This window comes from Candidatus Bathyarchaeota archaeon, assembly GCA_025059045.1.
GTDB lineage: Archaea > Thermoproteota > Bathyarchaeia > Bathyarchaeales > DTEX01 > JANXEA01.
In genome coordinates, this window is record JANXEA010000007.1 from 119,534 (window position 1) to 137,301 (window position 17,768).

The 17,768-nt window shown below is 41.4% G+C and carries 13 protein-coding genes and 1 other RNA gene; 5 read left to right on the forward strand and 9 right to left on the reverse strand.

The genetic code is table 11. The annotated features are described in order from the left end of the window. Positions 1-64: 64 nt before the first annotated feature. The 9 genes from NZ952_02045 to NZ952_02085 form a co-directional block, all read right to left on the reverse strand. A complete protein-coding gene (locus NZ952_02045) occupies positions 65-1,318 on the reverse strand; it encodes a glutamate-5-semialdehyde dehydrogenase (GenBank protein ID MCS7119973.1) in 1,254 nt (417 codons plus the stop codon). Continuing rightward, complete coding sequence (gene proB, locus NZ952_02050; GenBank protein ID MCS7119974.1) at positions 1,319-2,455, reverse strand: glutamate 5-kinase; 1,137 nt, start codon at positions 2,453-2,455, stop codon at positions 1,319-1,321. A 74-nt stretch (positions 2,456-2,529) separates the two neighbouring features. After that, the gene (locus NZ952_02055) at positions 2,530-3,138 is read right to left on the reverse strand and encodes a hypothetical protein (protein ID MCS7119975.1); all 609 of its coding nucleotides are present in this window, start codon (positions 3,136-3,138) and stop codon (positions 2,530-2,532) included. Continuing rightward, positions 3,114-3,926, reverse strand: a complete 813-nt coding sequence (locus tag NZ952_02060; protein ID MCS7119976.1) for a hypothetical protein — start codon at positions 3,924-3,926, stop codon at positions 3,114-3,116. The genes NZ952_02055 and NZ952_02060 overlap by 25 nt, the downstream gene beginning before the upstream one ends. Beyond that, on the reverse strand, positions 3,927-5,966 hold the full coding sequence (locus tag NZ952_02065) for an AAA family ATPase (protein MCS7119977.1): 2,040 nt from the start codon (positions 5,964-5,966) through the stop codon (positions 3,927-3,929). It abuts the gene before it with no gap. A gap of 74 nt (positions 5,967-6,040) precedes the next feature. Continuing rightward, positions 6,041-7,303, reverse strand: coding sequence for a haloacid dehalogenase-like hydrolase (locus NZ952_02070; protein MCS7119978.1), 1,263 nt, complete (start codon positions 7,301-7,303; stop codon positions 6,041-6,043). A 45-nt stretch (positions 7,304-7,348) separates the two neighbouring features. Further along, positions 7,349-7,963: an orotate phosphoribosyltransferase gene (gene pyrE, locus NZ952_02075; protein MCS7119979.1), complete on the reverse strand. Its 615-nt coding sequence runs from the start codon at positions 7,961-7,963 to the stop codon at positions 7,349-7,351. Between the two features lie 93 nt (positions 7,964-8,056). Next, positions 8,057-8,704: a hypothetical protein gene (locus tag NZ952_02080; GenBank protein MCS7119980.1), complete on the reverse strand. Its 648-nt coding sequence runs from the start codon at positions 8,702-8,704 to the stop codon at positions 8,057-8,059. 18 nt (positions 8,705-8,722) lie between these two features. Then, positions 8,723-9,358, reverse strand: a complete 636-nt coding sequence (locus NZ952_02085) for a Snf7 family protein (GenBank protein ID MCS7119981.1) — start codon at positions 9,356-9,358, stop codon at positions 8,723-8,725. Between the two features lie 345 nt (positions 9,359-9,703). On the opposite strand from NZ952_02085, the gene NZ952_02090 reads away from it, so the two are divergent. From NZ952_02090 to NZ952_02110, 5 genes are all read left to right on the forward strand, one after another. Beyond that, positions 9,704-11,935, forward strand: coding sequence for an ArsR family transcriptional regulator (locus NZ952_02090; GenBank protein MCS7119982.1), 2,232 nt, complete (start codon positions 9,704-9,706; stop codon positions 11,933-11,935). A 53-nt stretch (positions 11,936-11,988) separates the two neighbouring features. Further along, an RNA gene (gene rnpB / locus NZ952_02095) (RNase P RNA component) lies at positions 11,989-12,299 on the forward strand. Positions 12,300-12,706: 407 nt separating this feature from the next. Continuing rightward, positions 12,707-13,612: a hypothetical protein gene (locus NZ952_02100; GenBank protein ID MCS7119983.1), complete on the forward strand. Its 906-nt coding sequence runs from the start codon at positions 12,707-12,709 to the stop codon at positions 13,610-13,612. Next, on the forward strand, positions 13,609-15,795 hold the full coding sequence (locus tag NZ952_02105; protein ID MCS7119984.1) for a carboxypeptidase-like regulatory domain-containing protein: 2,187 nt from the start codon (positions 13,609-13,611) through the stop codon (positions 15,793-15,795). Before NZ952_02100 ends, NZ952_02105 begins: the two co-directional genes overlap by 4 nt. Positions 15,796-15,803: 8 nt before the next feature. Further along, on the forward strand, positions 15,804-17,768 hold a 1,965-nt coding region (locus tag NZ952_02110; protein ID MCS7119985.1), incomplete at its 3' end, for a hypothetical protein.

The window sequence follows — 17,768 nt, forward strand, 5'->3', positions numbered from 1 at the left end:
CTTTTGAATTGCGGATTTGGGATGAATTATTTCGTGTATCTAACTAACATAAGATATTTATCTTTCAGATCTCTCTTACATGTCCTTGACCTAAAACAAAATATTTCGTCGTCGTTAGATGTTGTACGCTCATAGGACCTCGTGCATGAATCTTTTGGGTGCTGATTCCAATCTCAGCGCCAAGACCATACTGGTTACCGTCTGTAAATCGGGTAGAGGCGTTCCAATAGACAGCAGCTGAGTCCACATCTCTTATGAAACGCAGAGCCTTACTAAAGTCTGAAGTAATAATAGCGTCTGAATGCTTTGTTCCATACTTATTAATGTGGGCAATGGCTTCTTCGATCCCGCTTACAACCTTTACGCCTATGATGAGATCAAGATATTCAGTGTACCAGTCTTCTTCTGTTGCGGGAATGACATCGCTCACTATCTTTCGAGTTTCTTCGCATCCTCTCACTTCTACATTATGTTCACGTAGAACTTTGATTACTTTCGGCAAGAACTCATTTGCGATTTCCTTGTGAACAAGTACCTTTTCAACGGCGTTACAGGTCCCAGGCCGTTGGCATTTGGCATTAATAATGATGTTTATTGCCATTTCAAAGTCGGTGTCCTTTTCTACGTAAATATGACAGTTCCCGGTTCCCGTTTCTATCACTGGGACCTTTGCATTTTCTATAACAGCTTTGATTAGGTCAGCTCCCCCTCTCGGAATCAGTACATCAACGTAGTCGCGCATCTTCATAAGTTCGAGAGCGGCTGATCTATCGGTTGTTGGAACGACTTGTATTGCTCCTTCAGGAATCCCATTTTTTATGGCTGCCTGATTTAGAATTCTGCCGATCGCAATGTTTGAATTAATAGCGTCCGATCCGCCTCTCAAAATTACCGCATTCCCAGATTTTAGACAAATGCCTGCCGCGTCAGAGGTAACGTCCGGCCTAGACTCATAAATTACGGCTACAACTCCTAGAGGAACTCTCATCTGACCAATTATAAGTCCGTTCGGTCTTGTCCAAGTTTTGACAATCTCACCTATGGGGTCAGGAAGATTCGCTACCTCTCTTAGGCACTTAGCCATGTTTCTTATCCTTTTCTCATTCAGCAGGAGCCTGTCTAGGAGCGCCTCCTTGACGCCTTTCTTCTTTGATGCCTCGACATCCTGTCTATTCGCCTCTAAGATAGCATCCATATTACTCTCCAGAGCGCCCGCCATAGCATTTAGAGCTGCATTTTTCTTTTCCGTTGGCAGTCTGGCCAATTCATAGGAAGCTAATTTCGCCTTCTTACATATCTCGAATATTATATTACTCAATTAGTTAGCCTCCTCAAGCATTAAGTGCATACGCTTTCTAGTTACTATCTCCTTTTGCCTAAGATATCCCAAAATCTTCCTAATCCGGGTCGTATTCATCCCCTTGATCAAATTGATTTCTTCACTAGTATAATTTGTTATTCCTCGGGCAAACTCTTTTCCGTCCATCCCACTTATACTCACTACATCACCAACTTGGAAACTTCCTTCAACCTTTTCGACCCCAACCGCGAGTAGGCTTGCACCGTTGAGGATAGCTTTCTTCGCCCCATCATTTACGTAAATGTTGCCTTTGACAGTTGCTCCATATGCTATCCACTTTTCTATTCCTGAAATTGCCTTTTCTGATGGGATAAAATATGTTCCAACAGGCTTGTTATCTAAGACGTCAAGAATTACGTTTTCTTTTTCACTATTCGCGATGACCAGGGGTATGCCGCTTTGCATCGCAATCTCAGCCGCTTGAAGCTTTGTCTTCATACCGCCCCTTCCCAGTTTTCCTTTTCCTTCAGCTGCTTCTTTTATCTCAGGTGTAATTTTTTCTACTACTCTGATAAGCTCTGCTCCAGGCTTATTCGGATTTTTCGTATACAGGCCGTCGACGGTTGATAGAATTATCACAAGATCTGCATTTGTTGCATTGGCTATTAAAACCGAAAGAATGTCATTATCGCTGAAGTTGATTTTGTACCCTTTCATAACTGGGATTATTTCACTAATTGATGTAACATCGTTTTCATTTATGATAGGAACTACACCTAAACTAAGAAGTCTGTCTAAGACGTTGCATATATGTAGATATGAGACTCTATTTGATAGGTCATTTTCAGTCAAGAGAATCTGTGCAATTTTTAGGCCATGTTTCCTAAACATTTCTCTGTAGTAGCTCATGAGTATGCTTTGTCCCACAGCCGCACATGCTTGCTTAAAAACTATGTCATTAGGATTAGGTGTAACACCAAGTTCAGCAATTCCGGAGGCAATCGCTCCGGATGTTACGAAAATGATGCGGTAACCCTTCTTTACGGCTTGAGCTATCTGATCTACGATGCGACCCATCTTTTCCAAATCTAGAGCTCCATTCTCCGTTGTCAAGCATCTTGTTCCAACCTTTACGACGACTAGATTACCCGCCATGCCAATCACCACCAGTCAATCTCGTGCCCTTAAAAAATATACCGTTCTCCACCTCAACACACATCTCGCATCTATTAATTATCATGAGCATCATTTTTTACTTTGCTCTCAGATTGTAGAAGGAGATCGACAAGCCGGCCTTGATCGACCTCGGCTCTTGTCCGCCAACCTAAATATAACGTCGTGTTTTCATCCTCATAAATATATCCCAACCTTATGAAGCGGTTAAGGTTTATGTCCACTCTCCATTTTGGGAGCTTAACAGCCAAGAAATCTTCAACCTCCTTCCTTGGCGCTTTACCGCCCTTAGATATTATGTATCCTAACGAAACTGCTAATGCAGCTATATCGTCTATCCGCCAACCAACCATTTTCGTTTCCTTGGGTGTAAGGGTTCCTCTTAAAGTAACATAGAATCTCGCTTTATCGAGTTGTTCTAATGTCGGGTTCTCAGGGTTTGTTATTTCATCTTCAAAAACTGTCTTAACTTTTAAGTCAAGCTTCTCAAGATAGCTATCCAATAAGTTTAGCACTCTTGGATATTCTGAGCCAAGGGCCTTTCTAAGCTCCCAACCTTTTACACCTGGATCTCGATGCTTTTTATAAAATAGGAGATGTACTGCCCGCTTCATCTTTATCGCATATGAGGCTTTTCGACTTATGCCTCTAGGCTTTGCTTCCATCTCACCCATTCCTCAAAGCTTATTGATATTGGAAAAGAGAAAAAATCCACATCCTTCTTGACGGCTGGCTTTTCAGATGGACGGATAAAGATCTTCTCTTCTAAAGGGTGAATTTCCAATGTAGCATATCCATACGTCACCAGGAAACTTGTCAAATAAGCCCTTTTAATTGTTTCTTCATAGCTTTGACTGAAAATGAATTTCCAATATTGAACGCGACCATCTTTCTCCGCGGCATTCTTAAGTTCCTCCCATAGCTTTTCCAGCTCCATGCTGAAGGCCTCACCTGAAAGTACGCCCTGCCTGATCATTTCTTCCTTTGAGACAGTAACTGATTCTGGGTTAACGGCGACCTTGCTCCATCTTCCCTCCAAAGGAGGTAAGTGATCCCAATAATTCTTGGCTTCTTGTAGACTCTGAAGCGATATGTGCTCAAGTTCAATTACCGGTCTCCAAGATTGTAGAAATAGCTCCGCAATCTTTTCAGATGGTAATGATCGAAGCTTCTCTTCAATGAGGAATGGATCCCTGTATAAGGACGTTGCCCTGTGCTTAATCCAATCGCTCTGCATCTTGATGACAGAAGCTACTTTATTTATAGCTTCGGCGTCTAAGCAGAATTCTTCAGGCTTGTCCCAGCTGGGAAAGTATGCCCTTATCACCGAGATTAAATCTTTTACATCGACTGAGAATGGGTCTAAACCTTTTTCTTCAATTGACTGGCAAAATTCAATTATCCTTTTCAATTCATCCATAGCTAATTTTTTGGACTTTGTGTGAGAAGCCATCTATCCACTAACCTCCTTCACAAATGAGGATCCTTCTATGTTCTGGACTGTTATTATATTCACATCTTTTCCTTGGAAAAACATCTGGTTAGGTGTGATGGCGAGATACTGGGCGTCTCCTCCGCCAACAGATGATATCAAAAGATTGGCTATCGTCTCTCTATTTTTTGGATCCATATGCACGTCATACTCATCTATAGCTCGAAATGGTGATCTTACGCGTCTTTGAAGCGCAAGCAAAAACGCCATAACTGCTGTGCTCCTCTCTCCGCCGCTCTGCGAGTATATGTTTAAGGGGACTGGTCTAGACCCTTTAAATCCAACATGTATTTCGATTCCAGCTGCCTCGATGTCATGTTCATTTATTATTTGAACAAATCCTGCCGCATTCACCTGTGACAATATCCTTTGATACTCGGAATTGACGTGATCTAGAAGATCGTGAATAATCTTGCGCCAAGCATCAGTTCTAACCCTGATTTCTTCTAAAACGCGCTCCTTATTCTCAGCGGTTATTTGCGCCCTTTCTTTTAGCTCGAAATATAACTTTGAATATGACTCATACATTCGTTCAACATCCTCAGAAACGTCTTCCATCGCGGCTATTCGCCCATCTAGTACTCGGATCTCATCAAGTATATCTTCAGGAGACCTTAGAACGGCGATCTTAGGACCTAAAGCATCTGCTTGGCTTACCAGCGAGACAATCTGAACTTTTGAAGATTCAATCATACCATTGATGTCATTTATCTCCTTGCGTAACTCCTTCCTTTTGAAATCAAGAATTCCAAGCTCAACTCTCTTATCAACTATTTGGCTGCCTATTTCTTCGATTTTTAAGTCGAGATCATTTATTGAATGTATAATGTCTCTAATCCTTGTCTCTAGCTCTGACGCCTCCCTCTGAGCGCTTCTAGCAGAGTTTTGAAGGCCAGATATTCTAGCACTTATAAGTTGAGACATCTTCTCAAGATCCTTGAGGATCTCACTTGAACTTTCAGATAGAGAAGCATAAGCATCATGACCAAATTCTTTGAGCCTTTCTAAGGTCGATGAAAGTGCCTCGAGATTCACCTTTACTTTATCCTTTACAATATTTACTAGATCGTATAGTTCCGAGAAGACTTTTTCGCTGTTAACCGTACAATATTCGTGATAGGCCCTCTGCCTCTCTAGCGCGAGCCTTTCCTCAAAGAGCTTAAGCCACTTCTCTTTAAATTCTTTAAGATTCATCGACAAATACTCTACATCTCGAACCCTTCGCTCTACCGCTTGATCTATCTCTTTCATCTCATCAGTCTTGCCTCGCAAAGCATTCTCAAGCTGCGAAAGTTTTTCTTCCGCCCTTGCAACCTCAGCCCATCTAAGCTCCCGTTCAAGAAAACGCCTCTTAAGTAAAAGCTGCTTCTTAAGCTGATAGCGATCATATTGTCCTCGCCAATAGTTAAGTGTTTGCTCAGCAGACTCAAGCATCTTTGAAAGCGACTCTTCTTGACTTAATATTCTGGTCAACTTCTTTTGGGCATCAAGCACGTTTCTCCTATATGGCTCGATACCGGCAGCAGACTCCACTAGCCTGAGTTTTTCTTGGCTGGAGAGAACCACAAACTGCTCAGCCATGTCCTGATGCATAATTATGAGCATATTGTCTGGGTCAATGCCAAAGTTAGAGAGAAGCCTTAAGACCTCAGACCTTGTGGCATGAACATTATCAATCTCAAACCAGTAATTTCCATCCCTCCTCAAAACACGGGTAAGAGATATATAATCCTTTGAAATCCTCGGAACAGGACGGCGCCCCATTTTTTTAGAATTATCCAGAACAATGGTGACTCTTCCAATGTCTTTTCCCCATCTGATGAGGTCGCTGAGCTTTTTCGACCTCTCCGTATATGATTGTCCTAATGCTACAGATATGCCGAGAAGGATTGAGGATTTACCCGCTCCATTCGGACCGCAGATTATGTTAACTCCTCGCTTGAGAGGTATTCTTGCATACTCATATGACATGAAATTTTCCAGTATTATCTCACGGATCATTAAGCCGAAATCCTCTAGCAGGTGATACTAAAAATATAATTCTCCTCTTTAAGAACTTTGATGTTTATTCATATTCACATCTTTGGAAACGTAGGTACGATAGATAATGCCGCACCCAACGGTATTGTAATATTGTCATTAACCGGGGAAGGCAGTAGCTCAATTGACATGCCTACAAAGGACGCGACGAAAGCTCTGAAGGGATCTGTGAAACAGAGGCATCCAAGGAAGGCTGCTATGAAACCAAAGATTGTGCCTTCTAGATTTTTAGTTTTGTTAAAGGGAATTTTTGTCCTGCCTAATAGTTTGCCGAAGAGTGTAGCGAAGCTGTCACCTAGGGTTAACACTGTTATGGAAACGTAGCTTATTGTCTCTGAGTAGAATAGAAGCGCCCCAATAATTGCAAAAGCATAGAATAACGGTGAGGAAACAAAACTGTATAATTCAAATTTTCCAGCGGCCATGGTTGTGATTCGTGATATTATCGGTACATTTCTTCCGGTCAATCTTTCAATCTCCGACACAGCATATAACGTGGATGCCAAAAAGACTATTGAAGAAGCGTAGTATCTATCAAAAAATGAAATGCACAAAAAAGGCAGGATGAAGCCGCTCATATGGATCAATTCACGTATTATGTCTCTTGGCGAGAGATTCCTGCCAACTCTTCTCTCTTTCATTTCACTTTGAAGAAATTCGGTCAATTCAAAAAGGCTTTCTCTGATAATGTAATCTGAGATTTGTGTTACAAAGATATCCGCGTTAAACGCTATTTTAATGTTGCATATCTCAAGCATCGGAAGATTATTTCGATCATCCGCCACACCAACACAAAATGGATTCACATGAATATTGTTTGACAATATCCGTTTTAGAGCAAGAGCTTTGCCCTCAGTTTCCAAAACTTCACCCCATATCTCACCAGTCAAGCAGTCTCCATCCAATCCAATTTCTGGTCCTTGCAGGTAATCCGCCTTGAATCTCTCATTCAACTTTTTCAGAGCAATTACAGGAACGCTTGAACTTATGAACGCGATTTTCCAACCATTCTTTTTCAGATCACTTATTACCATCTCGGCATCAGGCAGAAATGGAACCTGTTCAAAAAATGATATAAAGGTCTGCACATGCATCCCCTTAAAAAGACGATAAATAAGCTTAACCGCCCTTTTTAATGATAAGAACCCCGCTTTGTAGAGCAAACCAAAAAATGCTGATAGGATAAATTTCTTTATTCCTAGTTTCCATGCAACCTCAAAAAATAAGAATCGAGCCTCAGGTATCAATATCCCTTCAACATCAAATGCAATCAGTTTATACTGGGAAGCTCCGCTCATTATTTCACGTGCCACAAACTACTAATCATAAGATACGTTGTAATGCTATTTTCTGACCTGCTTAAGAAGTATCTTCAACTGATCTTCATCAACGGCGCCTATCTCGTAAAGCGTCTCTGCAACACTACTTATTTTGATTATGCAATGCAATTTTATGCCGGCATTCTCGAGCCGTTTACAGCCTCCCTCCTCCCTGTCAAGAATGACATAAGCATCGGAGACCACCCCGCCCTCAGCCCTTATCGCAGAAGCCGCTCTTCTTAGGCTCAGCCCAGTAGTGACTAAGTCGTCAACAAGCAAAACGCGATCACCGGGCATGAGGATGCCTTCAACTCTTCTCTCGCGACCCCTAAGTCTAATGTTTTGCCGAGTATAGAGGAAAGGCTTATTCAAATGATATGCTATCAGCGAAGCAAAGGGCAATCCTGCAGAGGGTATACCTGATATTCTGTCAAAACTGTCAACTCCCAAATCTTCTATTATGGCATCCCTCAAAATATCAACGACTCTATGAAATGCTTCGGGAAAACTTGGAATAACTCTTAAATCAAGATAGTAGGGAGTAGTCCTCCCGCTGGAGAGTTTAAATGCTCCAAACTCTAATGCATTCGTCTTTTTTATGATCATACATAATTCTTTCTCAGCCTCTATCCGATTCAACACTAGTCTGCACCCATGCAATACTATGTGATTGTTGCCTAAAAAATAGTATTGTGTAAGTTAAGATGAAAATCTTTGGCAATTTATCTGGACTTACACACCAGTCAGTTCAGGTTCAGAAGACTCAACTTGTTCTTCCAGCTCAGATTCTAGAAGATGCTTAATTCTCTCCTTACATCTTTGGAGCCTAGCCCTTCGATATGAAGTGTTCTTCACCTCTGTTAATATTGATGCAATCGATCTTTGGTATATCTCATCTTTCAAATTTCCCATCCCATGCTCAATCTCAAGAAAAATTCTTGCAAGATGCAATTTCTTGATGTTATCTTCTTCCATTCGTATCTGCTTATTTATCTCGATAAGAACCCCTTTAGCCGAGGATTGGGCATCACCCAGCATTCTACTGAAGAATTCGTTCAATTGTTCGTATACTTCTTTAGGTATTCTTTCCTCGTTTAACAGGCGGTCCAGAACCTTTTTCTTCCTTCTAACAAGAGGGATAGTATCCAAGAGAAATTCGATCTTGTCATCTATGTCGGTCCTTAAGATTATCCCGTCTTCATAAACCCTGAACTGCTCAATAGGATATCTCTTGATGTACTCGTTTCTATGCACTACTAAAATCTCTTTAACTTGACCACAAAAATCATAGATGAGAGAGGCCGCGGATCCTATCTCTCTCCCGTCTACATCAATAACGTTGCTACCGACTATTTTGGCATCCCAGCTATATCCCGCCAAGTCCATCCTTCCAACTAATTAGAGAAAGTCTTGTTTAAATCCTTCAGGCTGCTTTAAGGCAGGAAGATCGGGAAGCTTCTCCTTCATCTTCTGTTCGGCAATAGCAGCAGCCTCTGCAAGTATAGATTTTGCGTCCTCGCTTGCCACAGTAATGTTCGCCGAGTAACCTGACATTTCTCCAGCTTCAATCATGATATCGTTAAGGAGGATTCCGATATCTTCAAGTTCCTTTTCAGCCTGCGGTAAGATGCTGGATATTCCCGATTTTACATTTTCTATTACCTTCGTTGCTGGTGCAATAACAGATATCATGTCGCCCATCTGGGTTACTGTCCTAAGTTTTAGTGCAACTTGCTCTAGTGCCAACTGACTGCTCAATATGAGATTTGTTATTCGTCGCAACTCAGCTATTTCATTAGCGATTATTTTGGCTCTTTGATGCTGCCCCCGTGAATAGGCTTCTACTGTCTCCGAAAAAAGGTGTTTGTCTCTATCTATTAATTTGTCTAAGGTGGTTTGAAGGCATTCAACCTGTGCTTCTATTCTTCTAAGAGCAACCTGAACTTTAGTTCTAAGAGACGTAGGCTGTTTAAAAGATAGTGTAAGTATTCTGGCATTTTGACCTTCCCACTTCTTGATGAACTTCTCGGACAATTTGCTTCAACCAAAAAAGAGCTGGACCTTCCACTTAAATTATAAGTTGCTAATATGGGGAGACATATCTGAGTCTAGAGTTCGACATATCTTCCTTGGAGACAATGAATAAAGATGATATTTTTCTTACATAAAATGCGCTTATATCTCAGAAATTATTAACACAATAATGTCTATTAATGGTATCACGAATAAAATTCCACTTGAAATTGATTAATGGGAAAATATATATCCTCATCGTTTCAATTACGCATATAAGAGGTGTGTAATCCCCCAGCACCTCGGTGAAAAAATCTATACCTTGAAGATAGAAGATAATAAAGATGTCAGGTTGGAGAGTCGAATTTGGCTCGAAGAAGAAGGTTAGGTTCTAGGATTCTGAAGGCTGTTGCCTCTCCCTTAAGGCTGAATATTCTTATGTTATTGTATGAGAAAGGGTCATTGACATATACCGAAATAATGAGCCATCTTAAACTTAATCCAAGCAGGGATGCAGGAAGATTTGCATATCACTTAAAAACGCTACTGAGCATGAATCTTATCGAGCCTGACCCTGACTCTAAAAAATATTTGCTAACCGAGATTGGAAAGACTGTTGTCGAATTTGCTGATGAACTCGATGAAGACGCGTTTAAAAAGAAAATGCTTGTGCGAACGTCTCGCCTTTCAATAGAGAACTTCGATAAAAATAGAATAATTGAATCACTTACCCGTGAAGCCGGGGTCCCGATTGAACTTGCCCAGAAAATCGCAAGGGAAGCAGAGAAGCGTTTACTCAAACTAGGCATAAAATATGTCACAGCCCCTCTCATTAGAGAATTCGTTAATGCAATCCTAGTGGAGCACGGCCTAGAAGAGTACAGGCATAAACTAACCCGTGTAGGTCTCCCAATCTATGATGTAACCCAACTTTTTAAGCGTTTGAGTATGCGCTCGGTAGAGGTAGAGGAGATCCGTAATGCTGCGGGAAACCGTGTCCTGGAGGAGTACACCCTTCTAAATATACTTCCAAGGGATATAGCGGATGCACACATTTCTGGAGCACTTAACATACAAAATCTTGGACAGTGGATTCTCAAAGTTGACTCAGTTATGCATGATCTGAGGTTCTTCCTTAAGCGAGGGATACTATGGAAAAAATGGGTTTCCAATGTGAAAACTATGAGACCTCCAAAAAGTTTTAGGGCGGCCCTAACACTATTGGCAAATTTGCTTCAAATGAGCTCCTATGAAATATCATGCGAACAATGCGTTGATTATTTCAATTTATACTTGGCACCTTACATTATAGGGCTCTCAAATGATGAGATAAAGGATGAACTCAAACTCTTTCTTCACACGGTAAATCTTACTTTATCAACCAACGTTTCTCTTGGATTTGAGGCTGCGCTACCTGTCTATTTAACAAATTGTATTGCAGTCGGTCCAAAGGGAAAAAATGATGGTGTATACGGTGATTATGTTGAAGAGAGTCAAACCATTGCATCATTGACAATGGAGTGCTTGATGAGCGAGATGGAAGATAATCCGATCTTTAACCCTGCAGTAATAATTAAGGTTCGACCAGAGGTCTTCTCTGGAGGAGATGCAGAAAAGGTGATTTACGACGCGCATAGACTCGCAGTGAGCGGCATAACATATTTCGCAAATATCTTCTGGGAGCCGCTTCCATGCGTCTCATATACCGCAAGTGGGTTCAGGCTCGGCTGCGAATGGAGAGAAGATTGGGAACTAGATACAATAAGAACTGGGTGCACAGGGTACGTCACGATAAATCTCCCACGAGCCGCATACGAAGCAGAAGGAGACAGGAGAAAATTCTTCGAAAAACTCTTAGGAGTAACTGAGAAAAGCCTTAGAGCTCTTGAAATCAAGTATCGCACAATCACAAACCGCATTAATGAGAGTCTACTACCGTTTCTAAGTCAAAAGGACGATGGTGACCCCTACTTCAGACTTGAAAATTCTGCCTCCCTTCTCAGTTTTGTCGGTTTAAGCGAAACTGCTCAATCAATGTTGGGGAAGTTGCCCCATGAATCCAATGAAGCGCTAGAATTTGCAGAGGAGACCGCGAATTTTCTTTCCAGCCAAGCTAAAACTTATGCTAAGAAACGAAAGATACGATGCGCCTTGTCACTGATGCCTGACCTTCAAGGAGCAAGAAGGCTTGCAACTTTAGATGTCGAAAAGTTCGGTTATAGTAAAGTTTTTACACATGGAGGAGAAGGGAACCATTACTATACAAACGTCATGATAACTCCTCAAGAAACCAGCTTAACTCTTGAAAAAACTCTTGAGATCGAGTCACGATTCCACGAAATTACTCCAGGAGGACACCTAATCAAGATTTCATCCCCTGACCCTGATGCAGACGCTGATAGCCTACTAGCCTTAACCAAAAAAATAGTTAGTGACTACAAGATCGGGCTCTACACATTTGATAGAACCATAACCTTCTGTCATTCATGTCAAAAAACCTTCATAAACGAATTATCGAAATGCCCAAACTGTAACTCAACGAATACGCTCACACATTTCTCCAGACAACCCGCGCTTTACAGTCCAAAGACAACATAACCGAGGAAAAAACCAAACATTTATCATTAAAAAATACGACATTAATATTGCCGGTGAGCTGGCGGGCGGCTCTCGGACAGCACCTCCCCATTGGAGGCATGTCTGAGGAAACTCCGTCCACCATACAGACCGCAACGCCGCAAGGCGTGGGGCGAGAGCCCCGGCTCCAGAACAGAAACGGAACGTCCAGTAAGCCTGTGACGTTGAGGCGTGCTAAGTCGCCGAGTAGGCTTACTGGAAACGTTGAAACGGCTGACCTGCGGGGTGAAAGGGCAAATAGGCGTCAATGAAACTGTATGAGACGCGGGTAGCCCGTTTAGTTGAATGCCGCCTAAAAACAGAAGACGGGTTACGGCCAGCACACCGGCATCTCACTATAACGCAGGGTCTTGCAGAATTTAATTGAATATGCAGGATGCAGATTAATCATACTTGTTTTCGCTGAACGTTTTTCAAGATGCATAATCTTGACCGGGCTTTGGATTTCGGCATGATTTTGGAAAAGGCTTTAATATACATTACGATCAAAAAAAGGATAACGAATGAGATTATAGGGGAGCAGTGTGAAAAAAGGGATCCGCAAGACACAATCGACCGCCGTCTTTACGCGAAAACTGCTGTATGCCCAGATTTATCAACGCATTTGTGGTGCTACCTTTATATCAAATGTGGTGCCTCAAGATAAGGTGAAAATACCCGTGATTGAGGCTTTAATATACCAGTTGGGTAAAGGTTGTAAAGTTGGGTTTCTTTAGGCGTCAAAAAAAGGATTTGCATCTCGATTCGAGGCGAAAAACTAGTTCACCTAATGCATACCAGAAATCAATCGACGCGTTTCAGGTGGTAGACCATCCTGAAAAGAGGGAATTCTTAGGGGGATTGTCCTTAAGGCAGCTAGAAAAGGAGGCGGAAGAGTATCTAAAACAATTCGAGTCCAGCATAAAACATGTAAAACAAACTAACACGAGCTTGGAAGAACTTGGAAAAATGTTCAGATCAGGGGAGATAACGGAAAACGCTTATCGTCTATTAAGGGATGAATTGACACAGGATCTATCGTTATCTGTTGAAAACATATTCCATCTGAGGGATGCTTTGGAGTTGACGAAGGCTAGGGCGAAGATAGGTTTGATAAGAGAAAAGAGCGAACGTAAAACTGTTCAACAAGAGCAGTCAAGCCGAATTGGATCGGCACAACCCTATCAAGTGGCCTACTCACCGGATATGCAGAGGTGGGAAGGAATCATAAATAGGATTGAGTCCGTCTTGTCATCTATGTCAATTGAAGAGGAAACTTCAATAATTGAGAACTACCTATCCTTACTGAAGAATAAGACTCCAGCATGGGCAAATTCTGAGGAAAACAGAAGAACAGTATCGCTTTTACAGCAACGCTTAGCATCTATCTTGGAGAAGTGGACTGAAATAAGACGTAATAAAATAGAGCAGATAATGAATCTGGAGATTGAAGCCTCAAAATTGAGGGATGAGATTAAGGAACTTGAAGTAAGGTTCGCCGTGGGTGAACTTGAAGAAGTCGTCTTTGAGAGTAGAATCAGCACACTGAAGGGAAACCTAAGAAATACTGAGCAAGAAATCGCAAATATCCGCAAATTCATTGATGACATGGACACGAAGGTATTCAGATGTTCTGATCTCTTGAGGGAAACGCAATGAAGAAGACCTTACTTTGGATAATAACTTTTTTCCTTGTCCTATTACTACATGATTTTGTTACTCAACACGTTGGACTTTTTGTATTGGCGGAGCCACAGGCCAACTATGAACAACTATATAATATAACATTGTGGGTTAGAGATTGGGAAAACAAGACAAGCATAAAAAATGTGAAGGTGACAATCTATGACCTACATGAACGGATTTTTACATCCCGAATGACAAATGAAACTGGGCATGCCGATGTGCCATTTGTTAAGGCTGGTACCTACATAGTTACTATTGATAATGGAAACCGCACATTAGGACGCCAAAAGATAATAGTCACCCAGGATGAGACCTTCGTGATTAATACTTGGTGCTATAATCTCCGCATCAACCTTGTTGGATCAGACAATACCCCATTGGCTAATCACACTGTTCTCCTTTATGATCAGGTCGCTAGAGTCCCGGTAAAGGTAGCTGTCGCAAACGGTATACAAAGGGTATTCAATTTAGGTTATCAGAACATATTCAGGGGTACTGAAAAGATATACCTAAACGGTTCACTCACAACAAACTATAATATAGATTATGATGATGGAGAAATAATATTTAACAATCCTCCAGCCAACAACACTATTATATCCGCTTACTATACTTATCTGCAAGATGCAAACGATGATATCGGCCTCTTTGAGAGCTACATGATCGAAACTGAAAGAGAAGGACGCTTGATTGGACAGGTTGAAACTGACGAAAAAGGGGCAGCATGTTTCACGGGATTATGGAATGGAACTTATAGGGTAAAGATAGTAGGTAAAGGCGTTTGGATCGAAGAATATTTACTTGGAGAGCTTATAAAGAAGTATCTAGAGCCAGCCACAGGGGAATTCATAATTAATATTTCAGAGCCTACTAATCTTACCCTGCGCTGCGCTAGGGCAGACATAAGATTTAAAGTAGTGTCAAACTCCGGTCAGCCAATCTCAAACGCGACACTAATTTTACGTACCTTTAGCGGGCATATGATTCTTTTAGACAAAACTAATGGAACTGGAAATGTAGAGAAACGTAATATATACGTTTCTGACGAAACATACACCGTTTCTATTATTCATGAAAATCGTTTGGTAGGTAAAGAGTACATATCCCTAATGGATAGCAAAGTTTTCGAGATAAGATGCTGGACATATAATCTGACTGTTACATGTGTAGATATGGATGGAAAACCGCTAGATGATCATCCGGTTTTTCTTTTCGATAAAATGACGTTTACCTCTCCAACAGTCTATACTATTCTGACTGGAGAAACTGGTCCCTTGAGAAGTTATACTAAAACTGACTCGTCTGGAAAAGCTTATTTCGTCGACATTTGGAATGGGACATATCTTCTAAAGGTTTATGCTGAAGAAGTAATAGCCGCAAGAGTTGTTGACATCCAGAATCCAATTTCATTGATAATTGTGTGCAACAAAACTTTCTTTGCGCTAACATTTACAACAGCGTCCGGTGAACCGCTTCCAAACGCGATGGTTACTGTACTTAGTGGAGGGAATCCCATATTCCGCGGATATACTGATGAGAATGGTTTCATCATGCGAGAACGTATCTCGGCAGGCAATTACACGGTTAATGTCGAGTTAGCTGGAACACTGGTTTGGTCAGGCACAGTTGACATTACTAAGAGCAAATATCAGACAATCCAATGTACAGTTTATCGACTAAAGCTTACTTCTGCTGATCAATCTGGCAATGTCATACCGAAGGCTGATCTGGTCATTAGGAGAATCCTTTCACGTACACAAAGTCAATTTCTTTTATCCGCAAAGACGGACGAGTACGGGAAATTCTCAATTCTGTTACCGTTTGGAACATATGAGATCTCATGTTCATCAGGAATCTATGCTGGATCCCTACTCGTAAATCCGCTTAACAGTGACCTCGAAAGAACTGTTTTTTGTAGTATTAAGGCTACCTCATGGCTATTAATAATAATTGTTACCATTCCAACATTGATATTGACGGCCCTTTTAGAAAGAAGAAGGCTGAGAGCTCCCCTAGCAATTAGAAAGTATAGAAGTATGCTGAATAAGCTTGAGGCAATGTATAATGGTGGACTCGTAGAGTATAGGATCTATAGGAAACTAAGAGAGGAGTATGAGACGAAGATTATGGAGCTTGAGGGAAGGGAGGTTAGATAAGTACGTCAATGGCCAGGTATTTGACGGTTGCCATTATCTGCATTCTTTCATTAGCAATGTGTGTGAGGGCGGAAGAGGTTTCAGTCATGCAGGCGAATGTTGTTCCGTTATGGCTGATTCTACGTTTTAGAGATTTTAACACGAATCTACCGATCTCTAATGTAAAAGTGAATGTATCCCTCTTTACAGATCAGGGTGCCAGAACAATTTCGGCACTCATAACCAATGAGACGGGAACGGTTCAATTTTTCTTAGGCAACGTCTTAGCAACATCTTCATTTAGAAATAGAAGGTTAACGGACATCTTCATTTCAGACAATTATACTTTAATCAAGGTGCAAAACGTGTTCATAGAAGATTATAGTGCATCAACACGTAATTACTCGGCAAGCTACTCTAAAAACTGGACAATACATCGAGGTTTACAAATCGACTTAGAATATAATAACTATGGGAACTATCATTGTTTGGAAGGAACAATATGGCTTTTAAGAGGCAAACTTGTCCTAGTCTCAGATATTAACCCTGTAAACGGGAAGAAAGAAACCCTCTTTCTCGTACCAGCATTCAAAACCAACATTAGCACTGGAAATCAGTTTCAAAGCTACTATTTCTTCCCAATAAATTACCCTGTCACGATATTCCATGGAGTAAGAACATGGGCAGACTATGAGCTACAAAAGGCAAATTTATTCTCCCCAATAATCACAACGGTGAACGATAACACCACTTTGATCAACTGGGTGCAGCATGCTGCAGAGGTATACGCACACAATCAATTGTCAATTGTTGAAGATGAAATTGAGTGGCTTAGGGCATGCGGATACCCAACTATAACTGAGAGCGACGAGTATCGCGCAATAGGCAGCCTTCTGGAGCGTGCAGTAAGACTTTACGAAATTGGGGAGTATGAATCTGCATTGGGAGGTGCGTCGATATGCGATCAGAAGCTCGCAGAGCTCAAGGGGTGGTTTGCAAATATCAAGATGCTGGCTGTGGCAACATCGATCGGAATTAGCTTCTTTGCGTATGGTCTTGCCTCACTGTTGGCGAGCATGATATATGAAGAAGCATCTGAAAATAGAAACCGCTTGTTATGTAAGATTACCGTGTTTTCACTAATTCTACTAATGTTTTCCTTGACTCATCCGTCAATGAAAATAGCATACGCAATAATGGTAGGTGGACAACAAACTGGTTTAGCGTTATCTCTTCTCGGATGCCTTGCAATTGGAATCCTAACATACTTTTTCATGCTCCTATTCTCAATTAGGAAGAAGGCTGTCACAGATCTTTCTGTCCAATTAGGTATTAGAAGCCTGAAAAGAAGGAAGTCCCGCACCCTCCTAACATTAATCACCATCACAATTATGGTTTCATCAGCCATCGTGTTCGTTAACATCTCGATGAATCGGGAAATTAAGATCCGATCTGAATGGAAGGGGACTAGCGCCCAAGGTATTATATTGAAACCTAACACATACTTATCCCCTCTCACAAGTTATGACATAGAGTGGATGAGTGCACAAACATGGTGTAAAGAGTTAGCCTACATTGAAGGGATAAAACCTTGGGAGATGACAGCGGATGGGTCGCTAAACAGAATAGGGCAAGTTATCCTTAACAACTATCATTATACCGTTGAAATACTTGGGGTCAACCCGGAATTCATGCAAAGATATTACAATCTTGCAGCGCATATTACAGCCGCTTGGCATGAATTTGTCCCGGGAAAATCTGTTGCCATTGTTCCCACGACGTTGGGGTTAAAGATAAATGAGTATGTGACTCTAGCTGTAGAGGAAATCTTAGGGGAATCTACTTCAGGCCGGATCTTCGGCGATTTCAGAGTTGTAGGCACATACGACCCCGTCACATCGTTTACTGATCTCATGAGGATTGACGGGACACCATTATTCCAGACGGAATACGATCTAATCCTGGTTCCCATCGGGTCGATTAATGATCCGGCA

Excerpts from the sequence above, each read along its gene's own strand:
- proB (MCS7119974.1), bottom strand. The coding sequence starts at position 2,455 with ATGGCGGGTAATCTAGTCGTCGTAAAGGTTGGAACAAGATGCTTGACA.
- NZ952_02055 (MCS7119975.1), bottom strand. The coding sequence starts at position 3,138 with ATGGAAGCAAAGCCTAGAGGCATAAGTCGAAAAGCCTCATATGCGATA.
- NZ952_02065 (MCS7119977.1), bottom strand. The coding sequence starts at position 5,966 with ATGATCCGTGAGATAATACTGGAAAATTTCATGTCATATGAGTATGCA.
- NZ952_02060 (MCS7119976.1), bottom strand. The coding sequence starts at position 3,926 with ATGGCTTCTCACACAAAGTCCAAAAAATTAGCTATGGATGAATTGAAA.
- NZ952_02070 (MCS7119978.1), bottom strand. The coding sequence starts at position 7,303 with ATGAGCGGAGCTTCCCAGTATAAACTGATTGCATTTGATGTTGAAGGG.
- NZ952_02105 (MCS7119984.1), top strand. The coding sequence starts at position 13,609 with ATGAAGAAGACCTTACTTTGGATAATAACTTTTTTCCTTGTCCTATTA.